Annotated in this window: 20 protein-coding genes, 1 pseudogene and 2 riboswitches; all 21 genes and pseudogenes read left to right on the top strand. The window is 37.9% G+C overall.

The annotated features are described in order from the left end of the window. Nucleotides 1-8 precede the first annotated feature (8 nt). The 21 genes and pseudogenes from TKV_RS09745 to acsB all read left to right on the top strand — a co-directional run bounded on the left by TKV_RS09745 (nt 9) and on the right by acsB (nt 23,049). Nucleotides 9-455, top strand: a complete 447-nt coding sequence (locus TKV_RS09745; RefSeq protein WP_049685776.1) for an MOSC domain-containing protein — start codon at nt 9-11, stop codon at nt 453-455. Between the two features lie 79 nt (nt 456-534). Then, nucleotides 535-1,152: a molybdenum cofactor guanylyltransferase gene (mobA, locus tag TKV_RS09740; protein ID WP_049685775.1), complete on the top strand. Its 618-nt coding sequence runs from the start codon at nt 535-537 to the stop codon at nt 1,150-1,152. A 318-nt stretch (nt 1,153-1,470) separates the two neighbouring features. Then, nucleotides 1,471-3,702 carry a formate dehydrogenase subunit alpha gene (gene fdhF, locus TKV_RS09735; RefSeq protein WP_049685774.1) on the top strand — a complete coding sequence of 744 codons (2,232 nt, stop codon included), beginning with the start codon at nt 1,471-1,473 and terminating at the stop codon, nt 3,700-3,702. Nucleotide 3,703: 1 nt separating this feature from the next. After that, nucleotides 3,704-4,258: a 4Fe-4S dicluster domain-containing protein gene (locus TKV_RS09730; protein WP_049685773.1), complete on the top strand. Its 555-nt coding sequence runs from the start codon at nt 3,704-3,706 to the stop codon at nt 4,256-4,258. 91 nt (nt 4,259-4,349) lie between these two features. Further along, nucleotides 4,350-4,928, top strand: coding sequence for a 4Fe-4S dicluster domain-containing protein (locus TKV_RS09725; protein WP_049685772.1), 579 nt, complete (start codon nt 4,350-4,352; stop codon nt 4,926-4,928). A gap of 39 nt (nt 4,929-4,967) precedes the next feature. Next, nucleotides 4,968-6,353: a [FeFe] hydrogenase, group A gene (locus tag TKV_RS09720; RefSeq protein ID WP_049685771.1), complete on the top strand. Its 1,386-nt coding sequence runs from the start codon at nt 4,968-4,970 to the stop codon at nt 6,351-6,353. Nucleotides 6,354-6,490: 137 nt separating this feature from the next. Then, the gene (gene fdhD, locus TKV_RS09715) at nt 6,491-7,327 is read left to right on the top strand and encodes a formate dehydrogenase accessory sulfurtransferase FdhD (RefSeq protein WP_049685770.1); all 837 of its coding nucleotides are present in this window, start codon (nt 6,491-6,493) and stop codon (nt 7,325-7,327) included. A gap of 354 nt (nt 7,328-7,681) precedes the next feature. Then, a riboswitch (molybdenum cofactor riboswitch) is annotated at nt 7,682-7,805 on the top strand. 214 nt (nt 7,806-8,019) lie between these two features. Continuing rightward, nucleotides 8,020-8,115: pseudogene (locus TKV_RS13870) on the top strand (formate--tetrahydrofolate ligase); the annotation flags it as partial. A 40-nt stretch (nt 8,116-8,155) separates the two neighbouring features. Next, nucleotides 8,156-9,031 carry a formate/nitrite transporter family protein gene (locus tag TKV_RS09710; protein WP_049685769.1) on the top strand — a complete coding sequence of 292 codons (876 nt, stop codon included), beginning with the start codon at nt 8,156-8,158 and terminating at the stop codon, nt 9,029-9,031. 242 nt (nt 9,032-9,273) lie between these two features. Beyond that, nucleotides 9,274-9,399: riboswitch (molybdenum cofactor riboswitch) on the top strand. Nucleotides 9,400-9,872: 473 nt separating this feature from the next. Next, complete coding sequence (locus TKV_RS09705; RefSeq protein ID WP_049685768.1) at nt 9,873-11,552, top strand: formate--tetrahydrofolate ligase; 1,680 nt, start codon at nt 9,873-9,875, stop codon at nt 11,550-11,552. Nucleotides 11,553-11,577: 25 nt separating this feature from the next. Further along, entirely contained in the window at nt 11,578-12,414 is an 837-nt protein-coding gene (locus TKV_RS09700; protein ID WP_049685767.1) for a DUF166 domain-containing protein, read from the top strand. Continuing rightward, nucleotides 12,393-13,022, top strand: coding sequence for a cyclodeaminase/cyclohydrolase family protein (locus tag TKV_RS09695; RefSeq protein ID WP_049685766.1), 630 nt, complete (start codon nt 12,393-12,395; stop codon nt 13,020-13,022). Before TKV_RS09700 ends, TKV_RS09695 begins: the two co-directional genes overlap by 22 nt. 43 nt (nt 13,023-13,065) lie before the next feature. After that, on the top strand, nt 13,066-13,920 hold the full coding sequence (locus tag TKV_RS09690) for a bifunctional 5,10-methylenetetrahydrofolate dehydrogenase/5,10-methenyltetrahydrofolate cyclohydrolase (protein ID WP_049685765.1): 855 nt from the start codon (nt 13,066-13,068) through the stop codon (nt 13,918-13,920). 12 nt (nt 13,921-13,932) lie between these two features. Continuing rightward, the gene (locus TKV_RS09685; protein ID WP_049685764.1) at nt 13,933-14,583 is read left to right on the top strand and encodes a methylenetetrahydrofolate reductase C-terminal domain-containing protein; all 651 of its coding nucleotides are present in this window, start codon (nt 13,933-13,935) and stop codon (nt 14,581-14,583) included. A 15-nt stretch (nt 14,584-14,598) separates the two neighbouring features. Continuing rightward, nucleotides 14,599-15,474 (top strand): methylenetetrahydrofolate reductase, encoded by an 876-nt coding sequence (locus TKV_RS09680; RefSeq protein ID WP_049685763.1) that lies wholly within the window; start codon nt 14,599-14,601, stop codon nt 15,472-15,474. Nucleotides 15,475-15,489: 15 nt separating this feature from the next. Then, entirely contained in the window at nt 15,490-16,875 is a 1,386-nt protein-coding gene (gene lpdA / locus TKV_RS09675) for a dihydrolipoyl dehydrogenase (RefSeq protein WP_049685762.1), read from the top strand. A gap of 15 nt (nt 16,876-16,890) precedes the next feature. Next, nucleotides 16,891-17,667 carry an ATP-binding protein gene (locus TKV_RS09670; protein WP_049685761.1) on the top strand — a complete coding sequence of 259 codons (777 nt, stop codon included), beginning with the start codon at nt 16,891-16,893 and terminating at the stop codon, nt 17,665-17,667. 18 nt (nt 17,668-17,685) lie between these two features. Then, nucleotides 17,686-18,624: an acetyl-CoA decarbonylase/synthase complex subunit delta gene (acsD, locus tag TKV_RS09665; protein WP_049685760.1), complete on the top strand. Its 939-nt coding sequence runs from the start codon at nt 17,686-17,688 to the stop codon at nt 18,622-18,624. 32 nt (nt 18,625-18,656) lie between these two features. After that, nucleotides 18,657-20,015, top strand: a complete 1,359-nt coding sequence (gene acsC / locus TKV_RS09660; RefSeq protein WP_049685759.1) for an acetyl-CoA decarbonylase/synthase complex subunit gamma — start codon at nt 18,657-18,659, stop codon at nt 20,013-20,015. Nucleotides 20,016-20,044: 29 nt separating this feature from the next. Further along, a complete protein-coding gene (acsE, locus tag TKV_RS09655) occupies nt 20,045-20,830 on the top strand; it encodes a carbon monoxide dehydrogenase/acetyl-CoA synthase methytransferase subunit (protein ID WP_049685758.1) in 786 nt (261 codons plus the stop codon). Between the two features lie 92 nt (nt 20,831-20,922). Beyond that, nucleotides 20,923-23,049, top strand: coding sequence for an acetyl-CoA decarbonylase/synthase complex subunit alpha/beta (acsB, locus tag TKV_RS09650; RefSeq protein ID WP_049685757.1), 2,127 nt, complete (start codon nt 20,923-20,925; stop codon nt 23,047-23,049). Nucleotides 23,050-23,066: the final 17 nt, after the last annotated feature.

Below are 23,066 nucleotides of genomic sequence, written 5' to 3'. Positions count from 1 at the left end.
GATAAATTATGAACGGAATGGTTTTGTCGGTAAATATAAGCAAAAAAAAGGGTGAGCCTAAAACCCCTATATCAGAAGGTTTTTTTAGAAAGGATTTTGGGCTTGAGGGTGATGGACATGCAGGCGGGAATACACACCGTCAGGTAACATTTTTGGATATAGAGACTATTGAGGAAATGAAGGCCTTAGGGATCGAGGTGTTAAAACCTGGCATGATTGCCGAGAATATTACCACTAAAGGCATAGAACTTTACCGATTTCCCATCGGCACAAAACTCAAAGTTGGAGAGGTGCTTTTCGAGATTACAATGATAGGTAAGGAGTGCGAAAAACCTGAAAACTGTTCGTTGAAAATAGACATAGATAAATGCTTGGCAAAATCGCGTATAGTTTTTACAAGGGTTATAAAAAGCGGTAAAATAAAGATAGGTGATACAATTGAAGTGCTAAACTAAGGAAGACTGATCAGATAAAGTTTAGTGCATTACCCCTAAAATAATGGTAGTTTTGCAGAAGAAAGGGTGGACTTTTCTCTTGGAATTGTTTAAAACGGCTGTAATGCTGGCAGGCGGTAAGAGCAAACGAATGGGTTTTGACAAATGTATGCTTAAAGTTCAAAATTGTTTTTTAAGTGAAATGATTATCAAAAATCTTAGAAAAGTTTTCGATGACATAGTGGTGGTTACATGGAATAAGGAATTTTATCAGAATTTCAATGTAAGGGTGGTACATGATGAACTTCAAGGGATAGGACCTTTAGGGGGTATTCATGCAGGATTAAAAGCCTCTTTAAGCCACTATGCCTTTTTTATTGCCTGCGATATGCCTTTTATTTCCATACCGTACATAGAATATATGATGGAGCTTTTGAAAAAGTTTAAAAAAGATGTCATTATCTCTGAAAACAGAGGCTTCATTGAGCCCTTTCATGCCTTTTATTCAAAAGCTACTATTGACAAAATTGAAGAGTGTTATAAAGAAAACAAACTGAAGATCGCAGATTTTTTAAAGAAGGTAGATGTGATAAAAGTAAAAGAAGAAAATGTGCGAAAATTTTCATCTGAGCTTGAAATATTTATAAACTTAAATAATCCCGAAGATGTTGTTAGATTTGAAGCAATAATCAAAAGTGCAGAAAAGTATAATTCATAATGTGAAAAAATTTAAAAGGCTTTTGAAATCAAATTGGTTCCTAAAACTTTCTACTAAAGAGGTTTTATACCATGTTTTTTTGTGTAATTAACTCAAAATATGATATTTACTTGACCTAATTTTTATGATAAAATGTTAAAAAAGTATACCTTGATAAATATTATTTTAGCAAGTGAAATAATATAAAATGCATTTCTTTTAATAGCCTCTTAAGATGTGTTTAATCTAATTTGCAAAGAATCTTCAAATTCAGGCAATAAGCCCCACAAATATGGTTAATATTTGCCTTTCTGCTTTGTTATAAGAGGAGGTTTTGTTATGAAAGATGGTAAACAGGAAAAGGTTTTAACAACATGTCCTTACTGTGGAACAGGGTGTGGTCTTTATCTGAAGGTTGAAAATGAAAAGATTGTGGGAGTAGAGCCCGACAAACTTCATCCTGTCAATCAAGGAGAACTGTGCATTAAGGGATACTATGGGTATAAGTATGTTCATGACCCCAGGCGTTTGACCTCCCCGCTTATCAAAAAGAATGGGAAATTTGTTCCGGTTTCTTGGGATGAGGCGCTGAACTTTATTGCAAATGGCCTTAAGAAAATTAAGAGCGAATATGGTTCAGATGCATTTGCTATGTTTTGTTCTGCCAGAGCCACCAATGAAGATAATTATGCAGCTCAAAAGTTTGCAAGGGCGGTAATAGGTATTAATAATGTAGACCACTGTGCCCGTTTGTGCCATGCACCTACTGTCGCCGGGTTGGCGATGACGTTAGGCAGCGGGGCAATGACGAATTCCATTCCTGAAATAAGTACTTATTCAGATGTTATTTTCATAATCGGTTCCAACACAGCTGAATGCCATCCTTTAATAGCCGCTCATGTTATAAAGGCCAAAGAGCGTGGGGCTAAACTTATTGTAGCCGACCCAAGAATGAACGCAATGGTCCATAAAGCTGATATTTGGTTAAGGGTGCCTTCTGGATATAACATTCCTCTTATAAATGGAATGATCCATATAATCATAAAAGAAGGGCTTGTTAAGACCGATTTTGTAAAGAATCATGCTGTTGGTTTTGAGGAAATGGCAAAAGCAGTAGAAAAGTATACTCCAGAGTATGTTGAAGAGCTTACAGGAATTCCAAAAAAAGATTTAATAAAAGCAGCTCGATTTTACGGGCAGGCACAAGCAGCGGCTATTTTGTATTCAATGGGTGTTACACAATTTAGCCATGGCACAGGAAATGTTGTTTCACTTGCCAACTTAGCTGTAATTACAGGCAATTTAGGTCGCCCGGGCGCAGGAATATGCCCGCTAAGAGGGCAGAACAACGTTCAAGGGGCTTGTGACGTAGGGGCACTGCCAAATGTTCTGCCTGGATATTTAGATGTGACCAAGGAGCAAAACCGCGAGCGCTTTGAGAAGGTATGGGGCGTAAAACTACCATCAAATATTGGACTTAGGGTGACAGAAGTTCCGGATGCCATTTTAAATAAACGTGTTCGTGCTCTGTATATATTTGGTGAAAATCCCATCATGAGCGATCCAGATTCTGATCATCTGCGCCATGCTTTAGAGCACTTGGACCTTTTGATAGTGCAGGACATCTTCCTTACAGAAACTGCACGCTTGGCTCATGTGGTGTTGCCAGCTGCCTGCTGGGCAGAAAAAGACGGAACGTTTACCAATACAGAGCGCAGAGTGCAGCGGGTGCGAAAGGCGGTTGAAGCTCCAGGTGAGGCTAAACCTGACTGGTGGATATTCAGCCAAATAGCCGAGAGAATGGGATATACTGGAATGCAATATAACAATGTCCAAGAGATTTGGGATGAAGTTCGAAAAATTGTTCCAGAAAAATTTGGTGGTATTAGCTATGCTCGTTTAGAGAAGGAGAAAGGTCTTGCATGGCCTTGTCCAACCGAAGACCATACAGGAACGCCTATTCTTTACCTAGGTGGTAAATTTGCAACCCCTTCAGGCAAAGCACAGATGTATCCTGTGATATTCTATCCAAATACCTGCATATGTGATGAAGGGGCTGAAAAACAAGACTTCAACCATGTAATTGTAGGCAGTATTGCAGAGCTTCCTGACGAAGAGTATCCATTTACATTGACTACTGGCAGGAGAGTGTACCACTATCATACAGCTACAATGACGCGTAAATCACCGGTTATTGACCAGATTGCTCCTCAAGAGTTAGTGGAAATCAATCCTCAAGATGCTACAAGGTTAGGAATAAATGATGGAGATTTCCTTAGGGTGTCCACAAGACGTGGATATGTTGCGACACGTGCATGGGTAACCGAAAGAGTACCTAAGGGGACCATTTTTATGACCTTTCATTATTGGGAAGCTTGTTGTAACGAATTGACTAATACGGCAAGTGATGCCATTTGCTGCATACCTGAGTTTAAAGTAGCGGCTGCTAAAGTTGAAAAAATATCACAGGTTGAGGCACAGGCCATTTTGAAAGAGAAAATAGAAAAGTATCAAGTTGAATTGGAAAAAGATGTTGCTAACATGTTAGCAAAGGAAAAGGGAGGAAAATGAAATGCCTAACCGTTTTGTAATTGCTGACCCTAAACGTTGTTTGGGCTGTTATACATGTATAGCTGCTTGTGCTTTTGTGCATGAAGAGCAAGGACTACAGCCATTTCCTCGACTTTATCTTACGTATACAAGTGAAGGAATAATGCCCATACAATGTCGTCACTGTGAGGACGCTCCCTGTGCTGAAGTATGTCCTGTTGAAGCTATTAAAAAAGAGGGGAATGCCATAATAATAGATGAAAAAGCATGTATAGGATGCAAAACTTGTCTATTAGCTTGTTCATTTGGGGCTATTGACTTTTCGGTTCAAGACAGCCTTGAGCAATCAATATTTAAAGATATAAAAGAAAATCTAATGCAAGACCAGAAAACTCAACAGAGGATTGTTGCTGTGAAGTGTGACTTGTGTAATTTTAGAGAAGAAGGCCCGGCGTGTGTACAGTTTTGTCCGACTAAGGCTTTGAAATTGGTTGATGGTGATGAGATAAATAAAATGGTTAAGAATAAAAGAACTGTTAATGTTGAGAGTCTGCTTTCTGTTTATGGAACTAAGTAATGATTTTTGCTAATATTTCTATCTATTTGAGATTTTCATGTATCAGAAAGTAAATTGTTACTCAATATTGTTTTTGAAAGGTGTGGATAAGATGAAAACGCAACTTAATCCTTTTGTTGTGGCAAATCCTGCAAAATGTATAGGCTGTAAAGCTTGTGAAGTTGCTTGTTTTGCGGTTCATAATAGAAATAACCATGTAGGTGCGACGGTTGGTACTGTATCCATTCCAGTTATACCAAGATTACATCTAATCAAAACTGAACATGGCACAATGCCTATACAATGTCGTCATTGCGAGGATGCCCCCTGTGCTAATGTTTGTACAGTAGGAGCAATTAAGCGGGAAGGTAATGCTATCGTAGTAGATGAAAAGTTGTGCATAGGCTGTAAGAGTTGTTTATTGGCATGTCCATTTGGGGCTATTGAACTATTGCCTCAATATGAAGATGGTAGAGAAGTGTTTCAAATCAATCTTAAAGAAGAAAGTGAAAGCGGATTGGTGCAAGAACCAAGAATAATAGCATATAAATGTGATTTGTGTAATGATTTAGGAGAACCTGCTTGTGTAAAGGCATGTCCCGAAAATGCGTTGACTTTGGTTATGCCAACCGAAATGAAAAAAGCTCGTAATAAAGAGGCTGCGTTGAGTTTTTTAAGAGTGGTAAGATAATTTATTAATTAATAATATTGAAAAGAAAGGGATGTGAACATGTCTGCAAATAAAGCTATAATTAATATAGATCAGGAGTTATGTACCGGATGCAGACGATGTGCAGAGGTATGTCCTGTTGATGCAATTGAAGGGGAAAAGGGCAAACCACAAAAGATAAACACAGAAGTCTGTGTAATGTGCGGACAATGTGTACAAAAATGCAGTTCTTATGCTTCTTATTTTGATGAAAGCATAACACCAAGAAATGTAAAATTACAAGAGAGAGGAATGTTGGATAGCGTTAAAGAGCCATTGTTTGCTGCATATAATTTAGGGTATGCAAGGCAGGTTAAAGAGGCATTGGAAAATCCTCAACTTTTTAAGGTTGTACAATGTGCTCCGGCTATTAGAGTTTCTATAGCCGAGGAATTTGGGTTGGATTTGGGAGATTTAACACCTGGGAAATTGGTTGCAGCTCTACGCCGTTTAAATTTTGATAGGGTATATGATACCAATTTCGGAGCCGATTTGACTATTATAGAAGAAGCAAATGAGTTGGTAAAAAGGATAAAAGAGGGCAAAGATTTGCCAATGTTCACTTCCTGTTGTCCTGCATGGGTTAAATTTGCTGAACAAACATACCCTGAGCTTTTGAAACATATTTCAACTTGCAAATCTCCACAACAAATGACAGGTGCAATTATAAAAACCTACGGAGCAAAGATAAATAATGTAGACCCTGCTAAGATATTTAGTGTATCTGTTATGCCTTGTACTTGTAAGTCATATGAAAGCGACAGACCTGAAATGAGAAGCAGTGGTTATAAAGATGTAGATTTGGTAATAACAACAAGAGAATTGGCTCACTTGATGAAAGATAAGGGAATTGATTTTGCAACTCTGCCTGATGAAGAATTTGACTCTCCTTTAGGGAATTATACCGGTGCTGCTACAATCTTCGGCAATACGGGTGGTGTAATGGAGGCTGCACTTAGAACGGCTTATGAATTAATTACTAAAAAGCCAATACCTAATATAGACATAGAGTTTGTTCGCGGCGGAGAAGGTATAAGGACTGCAACCGTTCAGGTAGGAGAGTTAGAATTGAAAATAGCTGTGGTTTCAGGTTTAAAAAATGTTATACCAATACTTGAAGATATAAAGAAAAACAAATGTGACCTTCATTTCGTTGAAGTGATGACTTGTCCAGAAGGATGTATAAGCGGTGGTGGACAACCGAAACTTCTTTTAGAAGAATATAGGGAAGTTGCATATAAGAAAAGAAAAGAAGCTCTATATAAACATGATGCAGAGCTTGAACTCAGGAAATCACATGAAAATCCTGCTATAAAGAAATTATACGAGGAATTTTTGGGTGAACCTTTAGGCAAACAGTCACATCATTTATTACACACTAAATATACACCGAGAAAAAAAGTATAAAAATCAAAAATTTTGTTGGTAGTGGGTTGTAAACAATCCTGTGAGAATAAGGCATGGCGTAAAGCTACCAAACTTCTCACGAAGTCTCAACCTTTGAAGGTGGGAGTAGTTCACGAAATCTCTTAAGGAGGAAGTGAATGGAATCATTTAAAAGTATTAATATTTTAAAATACAAAAATGGTTTGGTTGAAAGCTTTTCAGATAGTGTGATTGTAGAATATATCTTAAAGCTTTATGTAAACGCTATTGAGTTTGCATCTTTTTTCTGCACTCCTTTAGCATTAGATTGTTTGGTTGTAGGATACCTTCAGTCCCAAGGCATTATTGAAAAAAAAGAGGATATAAAGAGAATCTTTATTGAAGAAAGAGAAGGGAAAGCTCATGTGGAAATTCTTAAAAGTATAGATGCTTCTTCAGTGAAGAATCTATTTATAATGAGTAGCGGAGAAAAAAACATTTGTTTTCATGATCAGTTAAAGATAGGCAAGACCTGTTGTCACTGCAACTTCACATGCAATCCCTGCATTTGTTTTCCTGAGCAGTTAAACATAGGCCCAATAACAAGCAACATTAAATACAAGTTAAAGGATATAATCAATCTATCAGAGAGATTTAACAATGGCTCGGGCTTGTTCAAGATAACAGGGGGAGTACACAGCTGTGCGATTGCTGATGACAAGGATTTTATAATTTTTCATGAAGATATAGGTAGGCATAACGCTTTTGATAAAGCGTTTGGGCAGGCTCTTTTAGATGGTATAGACCTTCAGGATAAAGCTGTTTTCACAAGCGGAAGGATATCCGTCGAAATGTTATTAAAAGCAGCTAAAAGGAAGGTACCTGTAGTGGTGTCCATTTCAGCTCCTACTGCTTTAGCCGTTGAGGTTGGAAGAAAATTAAACATAACTATTGCGGGTTTTGCAAGAGGCGATAGATTAAATATCTATTCATGCCCTGAAAGATTTGTTTGGTAGTTTTTTAAATTTATCCAGGATAAAAGAGAAGACTCCCAATTTCTATAAGTGGGAGATGAATCGCTAAACAATGCTTTGAAAACTAATCTATAAAATGCTAAAATATCATTAGATAACGTAGCTGGCGAGTCTGCTCTGTGGCAGATAGTCAGTAGTGGGTGTGTGAACAACACTGTGAGAATAAGGGTGCATAGACTGCCAAACTTCTCTACGTCGCGGACACTTCTACAAGTGGCGGTAGTTCACGACTTGGCGAGGTATACTTTTAATTAAGTTAGTAAGGATAATTGGGTGAGTAATATCATTTAACAAAGCTAATTAGTTGGCATAATATTCTCAATAAGAAAGATTAACAATACAATAACTCTCCGAGCCTTTATGTCTAAGTGGCGAAGAGCCCTATGAGATAAAGGCCGATAGGGTATTGATGGAAACGTCAATGCCTCCCGTGTTGGAAAGGAGAGGTAATGCATTCGCAATTATGTAAGGCAAGGATGCTTTAAATTAGGCATATCTTTGTCGTGTGAAAGCGATGTAGCGCCTTCTCCGGAAGGCGTTTTTTGTTTTGGGGATAAATTTTTGGTTATATTTTCAGTGAAACAGCTATAAGTTTATTTTAGATATACGGTGTAATGTCGAGTAGCAAAATTGGAAAATTAAGAAAAAACTGAGGGCTCTCTTGTGCTGATGCTACTGGTGAAATTATGACCATGCCAGGATTGCCAAAGAAGCCAGCTGCTGAGAATATAGATGTAGATGAAACTGGCAGAATTACTGGACTGTTCTAAAATCCATTTATTTAAATGTTAAAAAAGGGAGATGAGTTTTATGGCTTTTAAGACACCAAAAGAAATAGCCCAGGGTATGGTTCAAACAGGAAGAGCAAAAGCTGAACTGCCTATTATCAAAATGCTTGTTTTGGGTTTTCTTGCAGGGGCATATATTGCGCTGGGAGGACTTCTTGCTGTTAAAGTAGCTGGGACAATACCTAATGAGGTTTTGGGCAGTTTACAAAAATTTATCTTTGCTGCAGTGTTCCCGGTAGGGCTTATGATGGTTCTTATTGCTGGGGGAGAGCTTGTTACTGGAAATATGATGACTCAACCTATAGCTTTTTTAGATAAAAAGATAGGCTTTGGTGGGATTATTAAAAACTGGACTTTTGTTTACATTGGGAATTTCATAGGTTCTGTCTTTGTTGCTTATGTTTTGTCATATTTTACTGGTTTGATTTTAGAACCTGTTAAAACAGGTGATGTTGTAACTTCTATGCCATGGGCGGCATTTGTAGTTAAGATTGCTAATGCAAAAACCTCTATGCCTTGGTGGGTTGCTTTTTGGCGAGCAGTTGGGTGTAACTGGCTGGTTGCCTTGGCTGTTTGGATGGCCTTTGCTGCCGAAGATATTGTGGGCAAGATTTTTGCTATATGGTGGCCGATAATGGCCTTTGTTGCCATTGGATTTGAGCACTCTGTAGCCAATATGTTTTTTATTCCATTAGGTATCTATGCTGGAAATGACCCTGCGTATATTGCCTTTGCTAAAAGTGCTCAAGGAATTGCAGCACATGCACCTTTATTAAAAGCTACATGGGAAAGTTTCCTTGTAAATAACCTAATACCTGTGACCTTGGGAAATATAGTCGGTGCTGGTTTATTTGTTGGGACGGTTTATTGGTGGGTATATCTGAAGGCTGAAAAATAAAAATAACGCTAAAGGAACAAATCTATCAGCACTATCTGTCTACTCATGTTATACCTTAAAAGAATGCAACATTCTCATCGAAAAATGTAAGTCTGTTAAAGATGAGATACTCAATTTGGAATTTTAAATTTCTATTTAAGCTTTATATTTGTTTTTTAAAAAATCTTACTTTTTTGCATGTATCTAAAATTACTTGACAAAGCCAATTAATTGACATAAAATTATCAATAAGGAAGATTAACAACACAATAACTCTTCGAGCCTTTATGTCTAAAGGGTGAAAAGCCCTATTATGAGATAAAGGCCGATAGGGTATTGATGGAAACATCTTGTTTCCCGTGTTGGGAAGGAGAGACAATGCATGCGCACTTATGCAAAGCAAGAAGGCGGTAGAGAAGTCGATTCTTATTTTGTGAAAACGATGTAGTGCCTTCTCTGAAAGGCGTTTTTTGTAGTGTGCCCACCATGGGCGGTAACTTGGCGGTGAAATACGCTATAGGTATGGCAATAAGGACCGTAATAGTATTGGCTCTATAATCTAAAGTATGAAAAATCCTACCACATTTAGAAGAAGTGCAAGGGTTGTCACATTTCAAGGATATAAAAGGTTTTACTATTCAATGTAGTTTTTCTGACTTTAGGATACCATTTAATGCGAGGGGGTGGTATTATATAAAAAGATTGGGTGATAATTCAACCTCAAGAGATGATATTTTTAAGATTAGACCACCAATGTATGGATTTTTCTGTTAAAGGAGAAGGAGGTGATTTTCCAACAAATATTGTCTGTCTTTTTTAAAATGGTTTTAAAAATTAAATAAACAAAAAGGAGTGGAGAAAGATGGCATTTAAGAGCGATATTGAGATTGCTCAAGAGGCAAAGTTGGAACCAATCAAGAACATCGCAGAGAAAATTGGGTTGACAGAGGATGACATTGAATATTACGGAAAGTACAAAGCAAAAGTAGATTACAGTTTGATGAGCAAGCTAAAGGACAAAAAAGATGGCAAATTGATATTGGTTACAGCAATCAATCCTACCCCGGCAGGTGAAGGGAAAACAACAACAACTGTTGGTTTAGGCGATGCGTTATCAAAGTTGGGTAAAAAGACAATGATATGTTTAAGAGAGCCTTCCCTAGGTCCTGTCTTTGGTGTTAAAGGTGGAGCAGCAGGTGGCGGATATGCGCAGGTTGTTCCAATGGAGGATATAAATTTGCATTTCACAGGAGATTTCCATGCAATTGGTGCAGCTAATAACCTGCTTGCAGCAATGCTTGATAATCACATCCATCAAGGTAATGAGCTTGGTATTGATCCACGTCGCATCATCTGGAGACGTTGCGTGGATATGAACGACAGACAATTGAGATTTGTTGTTGACGGTTTAGGTGGAAAAGCTAACGGTGTTCCAAGAGAGGATGGTTTTGATATTACAGTTGCTTCAGAGGTAATGGCAGTTTTTTGTCTTGCAAATGATTTGAAAGATTTAAAAGAAAGATTGGCAAGGATAATTGTAGCATACACTTATGATGGCAAACCTGTAACGGCTGGAGATTTGAAAGCTCAGGGTGCTATGACAGCTTTGTTGAAAGAGGCATTGAAGCCCAACTTGGTTCAAACACTTGAACATACGCCTGCATTTGTGCATGGTGGACCATTTGCGAATATAGCTCATGGTTGTAACAGCGTGATAGCAACCAAACTTGCTTTGAAGCTTGCTGATTATGTGATAACCGAAGCAGGGTTTGGTGCAGATTTGGGTGCTGAGAAGTTCTTAGATATCAAATGCCGATATGCAGGCTTAAAGCCAGATGCAGTAGTGATTGTGGCTACAGTAAGGGCTTTGAAATACAATGGCGGAGTGCCAAAGGCGAACTTGAATGAAGAGAACTTAGATGCGTTGAAGAAGGGTATTTCTAATCTATTAAAGCATGTCGAGAATATCACACAGAAATTCAAACTTCCAGCAGTAGTTGCATTAAATAGATTCCCGACAGACACAGAAGCTGAATTGAAGCTTGTGAGCGAAGAATGCAAGGCTTTGGGAGTAAACGTTGTTCTTTCTGAGGTTTGGGCAAAAGGTGGAGAAGGTGGAATTGAGCTTGCAAAAGAGGTTCTAAGATTGATTGAGGAAGGAAAGAATGAGTATGCTCCACTTTATCCTTTGGAGATGAGCCTAAAAGAGAAGATTGAGACAATTGCGAGAGAGATATATGGAGCTGATGGTGTTGACTACATACCAGCGGCAAACAAGGAAATTGAGAATCTTGAAAACTTAGGATATGGCAAGCTTCCAATCTGTATGGCAAAAACTCAGTATTCATTGAGCGACAATCCATCTTTGTTAGGCAGACCTACCAATTTCAAGATAACAGTAAGGAATGTAAAGATTTCTGCAGGAGCAGGTTTTGTTGTAGTATTAACTGGTGAAATTATGACCATGCCAGGATTGCCAAAGAAGCCAGCTGCTGAGAATATAGATGTAGATGAAACTGGCAGAATTACTGGACTGTTCTAATCTGATGAGTTTTGGGGGTATAAGATTGAGTGATTATAGATTGCTTTTAGCAGCTGGGGAAGATACACCCGGCTGCCCTCCTCTCTTTTATACGAGGTTTAGTGGGGAATATGTGTTGCGAAAGCTTTTGCCCAATTTGACATTTAATAAAATGGGAAATGGGCAAATCTCATGGAAGTGGATAGACTTTAAAAAGAAACAGGTAAAGGATTTTACAGAAAATATAGCAGGAGTTGTACTTTTTCCAGCGATCTTGCCAGAGATTATTGATAACCCTGCTTGCTATTTACCTGAGAAACTTCCAGAACATAATATATTAATCGCTGCAGGAATACATCCTGATATTTTTCCTCAACTTTTGAAGATGGCAGCCGAGGTAGGATGCAAAGTGCTCATAGCCCCTAAAGAAGACCCAAAATGGATTGATAAATATTTAGAGAAAACTCTTAAAGACATATGTAAAAAGTATGGCATAGATTATGTTTTCCCAAAACCTTTTTGTTCGCTTAAAAAAACAGACTCTGATTTTATTAATAACTTTCTTAAAGAGTTTAAATTGGGAAGACCTGAATATAAAGTTTATGTTGATGATGAAGGTTATATAACAAAAGTTGATGTAATTCGCTCGGCACCGTGTGGTGCTACCTATTATGTGGCACATGGTCTTATCGGGAAGAAGATAGGAGAAGAGGCAGTGGACGAGGCTAATAAATTGTGGCATGCTTATGCTTGTTTAGCTTCCCATGATATAGATGAAGATTTTGGTGATTCAATTATGCATTTTGCTGCGCGTATAAATTTGGAGGTTGCTAAAAATACGTTGAAGCGAGGAGGTCAAAAATGCTTGTTGAAAAAAACATAAGAGAGTTTATTGAGGTACTTGCCTCAAAAGAGCCTGTACCTGGTGGTGGTGGTGCTGCTGCATTAGCTGGGGCAATAGGTAATGCACTTGGTAGTATGGTAGGTAATTTGACCGTGGGCAAGGAAAAATATAAAGATGTTGAACAAGAAATTATTAAGATATTAGAAGAAGAGAAGAAATTGCAAGAAGAATTGCTTTCTCTTATTGATGAAGATGCTCAGGTTTTTAGTGAAGTTGCTAAAGCGTACAAATTGCCGAAGAATACTGATGAAGAAAAAAGGAAAAAAGAAGAAGCTTTGAATAATGCTTTAAAAAATGCTTGTCAGGTACCAATAAAGATAATGGAAAAGTCCTTAGAGGCTTTAAAACTCCAACGTAGGCTTGCAGAAATAGGTTCAAAGCTTGCTATAAGCGATGTAGGAGTAGGAGCTTTGATTTTGAAAGCGGCTGTGTTGAGTGGGTACTTAAATGTAATAATCAATCTTAATGGTATTAAAGATGAGGAATTTGTTAAGAAAACAAATGAGTATACAGAGAAAATGTGTAGAGAAGCTGAGAAGTTGGCTGATGAGGCTTATAAGATAGTGATGGAAAAATTAAAAGGCTAAATCTATATGCTTTTAAATATTTTTAAAAGGAGGCTGGAACCTGATGTCTGTTATATTATCTGGTAAAGAAGTAGCTGAAGCACTAAAGGAGAGCTTGATAAAAGAAGTTTCTGAGTTAAAAGGAAAGGGTTATACCCCATGTTTAAAGATCGTGATAGTTGGGGATAGACCAGACTCGGTTGCTTATATAAAAGGTGCATTAAAGAGATGTAGTGAAATTGGAATAGAAGCTAGTGTTCTTGAGTTGCCTGGAGATATTTCTGAACAGGAATTTATCAAAAAGATTCATGAGCTTAATAATGATGAAAGTGTTAATGGAATGTTAATAATGAGGCCATTACCTTCACAAATATCTGAGGACAGAGTAAAGTATGAAATTTCTCCAGAAAAAGACTTAGACTGTTTTAGCCCTATCAATGTTGCAAAGGTTATGGCTGGTGAAAAGGAAGGTTTTCCTCCATGTACTCCACAAGCTGTTATAGAAATACTTGACCATTTCAAAATTGATCCAGCAGGCAAAAAAGTAGCAGTTGTAGGAAGAAGCATGGTAGTAGGAAGACCTCTTGCAATGATGCTGTTGCAAAGAAACGCTACAGTTACAATTTGCCATTCTAAAACAAAAGATCTTGCTGAAGAAACAAAGAGAGCAGAAATCCTGATTGCAGCTGTAGGGAAAGCAAAGATGGTAAAGAAGGATATGGTAGGAGAAGGTGCAGTTGTAATCGATGTTGGAATAAATGTAGATGAAAATGGTAAATTATGCGGTGATGTAGATTTCGATGATGTTAAAGATAAAGTAGCTATGATTACTCCTGTTCCAGGAGGAGTTGGTTCGGTTACAACTACAGTTTTAGCAAAACATGTTATTAAGGCTTTAAAGCAACAAAAAAGCTTATAGGGGGTTTTTAAGATGGTCATTACAGAACATAAACCTTTTGAAGAAATACTTGAAATGCTTAAAGATTCTCAAAGTATATTCATTACTGGTTGCTCGCTATGTGCTACATCATGTTTCACTGGTGGTGAAGCTCAGGTTTTAGAAATGAAAGAAAAGCTCGAAAAAGAAGGGAAAACTGTCACGGGATATGCAATTCTTGATCCTTCATGTAACAAATTACAGGTTCGTGCTACATTAAAAAAGCAAAAGGAAGCTGTAGATGCAGCTGATGCGATTTTATGCATGGCTTGTGGTGATGGTGCACAAACAGTGGCAGCTGTAGTGGATGACAAACCTGTCTTTCCAGCCAATAATACTATGTTTATAGGAGAGATAGAAAGAGTAGGACATTTTGTTGAGGCTTGTAAAGCATGTGGGCAATGTGAACTTGGCTGGACAGCTGGTATATGCCCAATAACAAAATGTGCAAAGGGCTTGATGAATGGGCCATGTGGAGGTTCTAAAAACGGAAAATGCGAGGTAAATCCTGAAAATGATTGTGCTTGGGTATTGATTTACGAGAGACTTGAAAAATTAGGAAAATTAGATAAAATGCTTGAGTTAAAACCACCCAAAGATCATAGCAAAGCTTATAATCCAAGAAAAATTGTTGTAAAAAAGTAAGTAGGAGGAATGATCATGGGACTTCTTGAAGAAAAGTTGAAATCTGGTGAATTTGTTGTAACTGCTGAAATGGCCCCACCAAAGGGCATAGATATGACTCATTTTAAAGAATGCGCAAAGGCAGTAAAAGGAAGAGTTGCTGGCGTTAACGTCACAGACTTTCAAAGTGCAGTTGTAAGAGTTTCTTCCTTAGGTGCAGCAGTGATCTTGTTAGAAGAAGGTTTGGAACCTATAATGCAAATAACCGGTAGAGACAGAAATAGAATAGCAATTCAAGGTGAGTTGTTGGCAGCTGGTGCTTTAGGAATAAAAAATGTTCTTGCATTAACGGGAGATCATCCTATGTTTGGAGATCAGCCAGGGGCAAAGCCAGTTTATGATTGTGATTCGGTTAATATATTAATGATTGCCAGCAAATTAATGGAAGGTCAAGATTGGGCAGGTAATCAGCTTAATAAAGCACCTGAATTTTTCCTTGGCGCAAGCGTAACTCCTTTGTTTGATCCTTTAGAGGCACAAATAATAAAGATGAAAAAGAAGATGCAGGCTGGAGCAAAATTCTTTCAGACTCAGGCGGTATATGATATAGAGGTTTTAAGAAAATTTAGGGAAGCTACTAAAGATTTAAATGCAAAGGTATTGGTAGGTGTAATACCACTAAAGTCACCTGGAATGGCAAATTACATGAACAAAAATGTTCCTGGTATACATGTTCCTGATGCTCTTATAGAGAGATTAAAAGGTGCAGAAAATAAGGTTAAAGAAGGTTTGAAAATTGCAGCAGAGTTCATAAACCAAGTGAAAGAAGAAAAACTGTGTGATGGTGTTCATATAATGGCTATTGGTGCAGAAGAGAATGTTCCAATTCTACTTGACATGTGCAATTTGTAAGGAAGGACGATATGAATGTCTAAAAAGAGAATTACAATTATAGGTGCAGGTCCAGGAGGATATGTAGCGGGTATAAAAGCTGCAAAGCTCGGTGCAGATGTAACAGTAATAGAAAAGGATAAATTAGGTGGGACATGCCTGAATAAAGGGTGCATTCCCACCAAGGCTCTTCTTTCTTCAAGTGAGGTTTTGGAAATAATAAAAAAAGCAAAATCTTATGGGATAATTTTAGAAGGAGAAATCAAAGCAGATATTGACGCAATAATTGAACGAAAAAATAAGATTATTGAAAGATTAAATAAAGGAATAGACTTGCTATTTAATAAAAATGGTGTTAAAATAATAAAAGGAAAAGGTGAAATTCTTAACAATAGAGAAGTTAAAGTCATAAAAGAAAATGGAGCAGAAGAGAGAATTAAATCTGATGCAATAATTATTGCAACGGGTTCATCACCAAGGCGGATTCCTCTTTTCCCTTTTGATGAAAAAAGGGTGTTGACAAGTGATGAGATTTTAGATTTAAGATATATTCCTAAGAGCATACTAATAGTGGGAGCAGGGGTTATTGGTTGCGAATTTGCGATGTTTTATAAGGGGCTTGGTACTGACGTTACACTAGTTGAGATGTTGGATCGAGCATTAAGTACAGAGGATTTTGAGATAAGCAAAGAAATAGAGAAAATTTTTAAGAAGAAGAAAATTAAACTTTATACCAAGTCAAAGATAACGGAAGTCAAAATTAATGAAAACGAGGTAGAAGTCTCTTTAGAAGATGGTAAAATCATAAAAGCCGAAGTAATGCTTGTTGCTGTTGGAAGAAAAGCAAATATTGAAGAAATAGGGTTAGAAAGAGTGGGAGTAAATACCGAAAAAGGTAGAATAGTAGTCAATGAAAAGATGCAAACAAATGTAGATGGTATATATGCCATCGGTGATGTAATCCCAAGTATTCAATTAGCTCATGTGGCTTCTTTTGAAGGTATTTGTGCAGTAGAGAATATAATGGGCAAAGAAAGCATTATGGATTATACGGCTGTACCGCATACAATTTTCACTGAGCCCGAAATAGGTGCTGTAGGCTTAACTGAAGAACAAGCTTTGCAAAAGGGATACAATATTAGCATAGGAAGGTTTTATTTCAGGGGTCTTGGTAAAGGACAGGCCTCAGGGAAATTAGATGGTTTTGTGAAAATTGTTGCGGATCAAGATAACGACAAAATCTTAGGTGCTCATATTATAGGACCTAATGCGACGGACCTTGTGCATGAAATTGCCGTGGCTATAACGTGTGGTTTGAAAGTATCTGAAGTAGCAGAAGTTGTACATTCTCATCCTACGTTTAGTGAGGCTGTCATGGAAGCAATTCATGATATACATGGGCAGTCGATACACAATGTATAAAGTGGAGTGAAAAAAATGGTATATGTTATTGCATTAGCAGGAAAAGGTGGAACAGGTAAGACTACTCTTGCTGGTTTTACAATTGATTATTTGGTAGAAAAGAAATTGGGTCCGGTTCTTGCGGTTGATGCAGATCCGAATTCAAATTTGAATAATGTTTTAGGTTTAGATGTGGAATTTACTTTGGGTCAAATCAGAGAGGAAGTTAGAGATGATGAAAAACTTCCTGCGGGAATGACAAAGGCTGATTATTTGAATTTCATGGTGCAGCAGGCTATTGTCGAAGGCAATGGTTATGACTTGCTTGTAATGGGAAGGCCTGAGGGGCTAGGATGTTATTGTTTTGTAAATGGAGTTTTAAGAGAAGTAACTGACAAACTGTCAGATTCTTATTCGTTTTTAGTAGTCGACAATGAAGCTGGGCTTGAGCACCTTTCAAGAAGAACTACTAAAAAAGTTGATTTGATGTTTGCTGTCAGTGAATGTTCTAAAAGAGGGATAGATGCTGCATATCGAGTAAAGACACTGATAGAGGAATTGAAGCTTGATGTAAAAGAGCTCTTCCTTATAGTCAACAGAGTCCCCAAGGAAGGAATGAGTGAAGAGCTTTTAGAATATATAAAAAGTTATAACATTCCTTTTGCAGGCTTTGTTCCTCTTGATAATGGCATCTATGAATATGATAATGCTGGCATTCCGCTGCTAAATTTACCAAAAGATAATGCAGCGGTTAAAGCCTATAGAGATATTTTAGATAAAATTTTACTTCCAAGAATAACAACAAAAAAATAGTAGATGGAGGCGAAAAAAATGGCTTATCAAAAACCACGACAAACATTCAAAGGCCAAATAAAAGAAGTGGTAATGGGTAAGGATTTAAAGATTGGAGGTGAATCAGTACTTCCTTTTTACACTTTTGACGGCGATACAGGAAATCCCCCAAGAATTGGTATGGAAGTCTGGGACGTAGCTCCGACAGGTTGGCCTGAGGGGCTAATGAATCTTATTAAAGATGTAGCAGAGGATCCTGCTGCATGGGCACAGTTCTATGTAAAAAATTACAATCCAGATTTTATAGTTTTAAGATTTGTGGGAGCAAATCCTGATGTAAAGGATAGAACTCCAGAGGAATGTGCAGAAATAGCTAAGAAAGTGGCTGATAGTGTTGAAGTTCCACTTGTGATAGCTGGTTGTGAATCTAACGAAAAGAATGGTAAGATTTTTACAAAAATTTCTGAAGTCCTTGCAAATAAAAATTATGCTTTTCTTTCAGCAGTAGAAGCTAATTACAAAGAAGTAGGTGCGGCTGTAGGCCTTGCTTATGGTAACATCGTAGTGGCTGAAAGCTCAGTTGACCTAAACCTTGCAAAACAGATGAATATTTTAGTGATGCAGCTTGGTGTTAAACCAGAAAAGATCATGATGAATCCAGGTATATCTGCGGTGGGTTATGGTTATGAATATGTTATAACCACCCTGGACAGAATAAAACTTGCAGCCTTGGATCAGAACGATACGACTCTTCAGATGCCAATAATTTCACCTATTTCCTTTGAAAGCTGGAAAGTAAAGGAATCAACTGCAACAGAAGAAGACGCTCCTGAGTGGGGAAGTTTAGAAGATAGAGGAATAGCAATGGAGATTTGTGGAGCGGTTGGTGTATTAGCAGCTGGTTCGAATGGTGTAATTTTAAGACATCCACGTTCTGTTGAAGTTTTGAAAAACTTTATCAATTCAATGTTGAACTAATTTTACTAATTCTGAAAGGGGCGATATTTAAGATGGCTTTAACAGGTATGGATATATATAAAATGCTTCCAAAGAAGAATTGTAAGGAATGTGGATTTCCAACTTGTCTTGCTTTTGCAATGAAGTTAGCTCAAGGTGGCGTAGAAGCTGAAAAGTGTCCTTATATGAGCGAAGAGGCTAAGATGAAATTGGCAGAGGCTACGGCACCATTGATGAAAACGGTTAAGTTTGGAAGTGGCGATAAGACTTATACACTTGGTGGTGAAACTGTTCTTTTCAGACATGAAAAGACATTTGTAAACAGAAACCGCTTTGCTGTAATGCTAAAGGATACTATGTCTGATGATGAAATCAATCAAAAGATTGCTAATATGAACAAGGTAAACTATGTGCGTATTGGCGAGAATATGTTTGTTGAAGTAGCTGCAGTGAAATGTGAAAGCAAAAACAAAGATCAGTATCTAAAGCTTTTGAAGAAAGTTAAAGATGAATGTAAACTTGCTGTTCCTATGATAATTACTGATGACCCTGAAATTGCAAAAGCTGCAGTAGAAGAAGTAAAGGATTTAGGCCCAATCTTGTACGGGGCAAATCCACAAAACTATGAAGCAATGGTTAACATAGCAAAAGAGAACAATCTTTTATTGGGTGTAGAAGCTGATAATTTAGAAGCATTGTATGATGTTGTATCAAAAATCCGTTCAGGTGGATATAACGAACTTATACTAAGCACAAAAGCAGACAAAGCTAAACAACTTTTTGATGATATAGTGAATATAAGGAGAACAGCTTTAGTTGCTCAGGATAGAGTCTTTGGTTATCCAAGTGTTGTATTTGTAAACAATTTGTCAAGTGATAAATTCATGCAACTTGCATATGCTACGCTTTTTGTTGAGAAATATGGTTCAATCATTGTTCTTGATGAGATTGATTACTCATTGGCTTTGCCACTATTTGCTTTGAGACAAAACATCTTTACAGATCCACAGAAACCTATGAGAGTTGAAAAAGGATTGTACAAGATAGGTCCAGCAGAGGAAAATGCACCGCTTTTGGTAACAGTTGACTTTGCACTTACTTACTTTATTGTCTCTGGTGAAATTGAAAGGTCAAAAGTTCCAGCATGGCTTTTAATACCAGATGCAGGTGGTCTTTCGGTTTTGACAGCGTGGGCTGCAGGTAAGTTCTCAGGTAAAACAATTGCCGACGCTGTAAAGGAAATGGGTGTAGAAGAAAAACTAAAAACAAGAGAGATACTTATACCTGGTAAAGTAGCAGTGTTGAAGCCTGATATCGAAGATGCACTACCAGGTTGGAAAGTAGTAGTAGGGCCTGAAGAAGCAGAAATGTTACCTAAGTTCTTAAAGGACTATACTAATAGAGTTGCTTAAAAAAATTTAAAAAGTGGAGGGGTATTTTAATGGCAAGATTTTTGATTATAGGTGAGAGAATTCATGTTATTGCGCCACCAATAAGAAAGGCTCTTCAAGAAAGGGATCCAAAACCTATTTTGGAAAGAGCAAAGGAACAGATTGAAGCAGGTGCTCATTACATTGACGTAAATATTGGACCTGCTGATAGGGATGGGGAAGAGATAATGCCATGGGTGGTAAAGCTTTTGCAATCAGAGTTTCCAAATGTTCCATTGTGTTTGGATACAGCAAATGCAAAGGCGATAGAGGCTGGTTTAAAGGTTTATGATCCAACACCCGGTAAAGCAATAATAAACTCTGCAGATGCTGGTTCAAGAATGGGGAATCTTGAGTTAGCTGCTAATTACGGAGCAATGGTTATTGGACTTTGTGCTAAAGAGGGAATTCCAAGAGATAACGAGGAAAGAATGGCTTATTGCACTGAAATCTTAGATAGGGCAATACAAGTAGGATTGAGTCCAGATGATATCTTATTTGATCCTCTCTTTGTAGTTATAAAGGGAATGCAGGAAAAGCAGCAAGAGGTTCTTGATGCTGTAAGACAGATCTCCGAGATGGGTCTTAAGACGACAGGTGGACTCAGTAATGTTTCAAATGGTGCGCCAAAGGAATTAAGGGGATTAATGGATGCTGTGTTTTGTGCTATGGCAATACAATGTGGTTTGACTTCTGCGATAATAAATCCTTGTAATAAGATGTTGATGGATGTTATTAAAACAGCAGAAGTTATAAAGGGTTGGAATCTATATTGTGATTCTTATCTGGAACTGTAGTGTTTTTAAGTCAAAAAGTCTCCTACCTGGTGAAGGTGGGGGACAATTACTCAAAGGTTTTCATAAAAAAGTAGGAGGGAGAGTTTTAAGTTATGAATTTAGTGGATATTATCTTTACTGGAGCAAACCAGGCTTTAGAGGCTGCAAAAGCAACACTTACAGCAGCTATTGAGAAAAAGGGAGAGGATGCAAAAGTTGTCTTCCCTGATACCGCATATAGTTTGCCTACTATTTATGCAGCTACTGGTCAAAAAATTGGTACTTTAAAAGAGTTGGCAGGTGCGGCGCCAATTATAGAGAGTCTTATTTCGGAAGAGAGGAATCTTGATACTGCACTGAAGGCTGGGTTGGCAACCGCTGTTTGTGCCGAAGTCATAGAGGCTTGCAAATATGCTACGGAGGAGAAGCCATACACTGAACCATGTATAGGTTTTGTACCTGACCCAATCATTCGTTCATTGGGTGTGCCATTGGTTACGGGCGATATTCCTGGTGTTGCAGTTGTTATTGGCGAGGCACCTTCAGCAGAGATAGCAGCTAAGATTATAAAGAATTATCAGAATAAAGGATTGCTTACATTTTTGGTAGGTAAAGTTATAGACCAGGCTATTGAAGGTAATGTAAAAATGGGGCTTGAGCTCAGGGTTGTTCCTTTGGGATATGATGTGACTTCTGTAATTCATGTAGTAACTGTTGCACTAAGAGCTGCTTTGATTTTTGGCGGTGTTCAACCTGGTGATTTAGGAAGTTTATTGACTTACACAAAAGAAAGAGTTCCAGCTTTTGTTAACGCATTAGGACCATTGAGTGAGCTTGTGGTTGCTGCTGGTGCAGGTGCTATTGCATTAGGTTTCCCAGTAATTACAGATCAAGATGTTCCAGAAATCCCTGGTGCTTTGATATCTCAGAAGGATTATGACAAGATAGGTGCTACTTCATTAGAAGCAAGAGGTATCAAAATAAAGATAACAGAGATACCAATTCCTGTCGGATTTGCAGCTGCATTTGAAGGTGAAAGAATAAGAAAAGGCGATATGTTTGTTGAGTTTGGTGGTGGAAGGACACCAGCATGGGAAGTTGTTCGTACACTTGATATGTCGGAAATAGAAGACCACAAAATCGAGGTAATTGGGCCGGATATCGATACTTTAGGACCTGAAGGCGGTAAGATGCCTCTTGGAATTTTAGTGGATGTTGCAGGTAAGAAGATGCAGCAAGATTTTGAGCCTGTGTTGGAAAGAAGGATACACTACTTCTTGAACTATATGGAAGGCGTAATGCATCTTGGCCAGAGAGATATCATATGGGTCAGAATTGGTAAAAATGCATATCAAGCTGGTCTTAGGCTTCATCATTTTGGTGAGGTTTTGTATGCTAAGATGCTTGATGAATTTGGAAGTGTTGTTGACAAAGTTCAGGTTACAATAATTACCGACCCAGCTAAGGTAGAAGAGATGGGGAAGACAATTGCAAAGCCACGTTATCAGGCAAGAGATGAGAGACTTGCTGGTCTTAGCGATGAAAGCGTTGATGTTTTCTATTCCTGCTTGATGTGTCAGTCATTTGCCCCAGCGCATGTTTGTATTGTAACACCAGAAAGATTAGGACTTTGTGGTGCAGTTAGCTGGCTTGATGCAAAGGCTACAAAAGAAATCAATCCTACTGGACCATGTCAGCCTATTGAAAAGGGTGAGTGCTTAGACCCTGTTAAAGGTATATTTGAATCATGTAATAAGGCTGTGGAAGAGCTGTCACATGGAGCGATAAAAGAAGTAACCTTGTATTCATTGATGGAAAATCCAATGACTTCTTGCGGTTGTTTTGAATGTATATGTGCTATAATGCCTGAAGCAAATGGTGTAATAATAGTAAATAGAGAATATGGTGGGATGACGCCTCTTGGTATGACATTTGGTGAGTTGGCTTCAACAACAGGTGGTGGTAACCAAACTCCGGGATTTATGGGGCATGGTAGACAGTATATATCGAGTAAGAAGTTCATCGCGGCAGAAGGTGGCTTAAAAAGAGTTGTTTGGATGCCAAAAGAGCTGAAAGACGCAGTAAGGGATAAGATAAATGAAACAGCTAAAGAGTTGTTTGGGATTGACAATTTTGCTGATATGATTGCGGATGAGACAGTGGGTACAGCTCCAGATGCTGTAGTGGAATTTTTAAACAATGTTGGTCATCCAGCGTTGACCATGGATCCTTTACTATAATGGATCTTTTATCATAA

Source organism: Thermoanaerobacter kivui (genome assembly GCF_000763575.1).
In the GTDB taxonomy this organism is placed as follows: Bacteria; Bacillota; Thermoanaerobacteria; order Thermoanaerobacterales; family Thermoanaerobacteraceae; genus Thermoanaerobacter; species Thermoanaerobacter kivui.
This window is presented reverse-complemented; position numbering and strand designations above follow the sequence as displayed.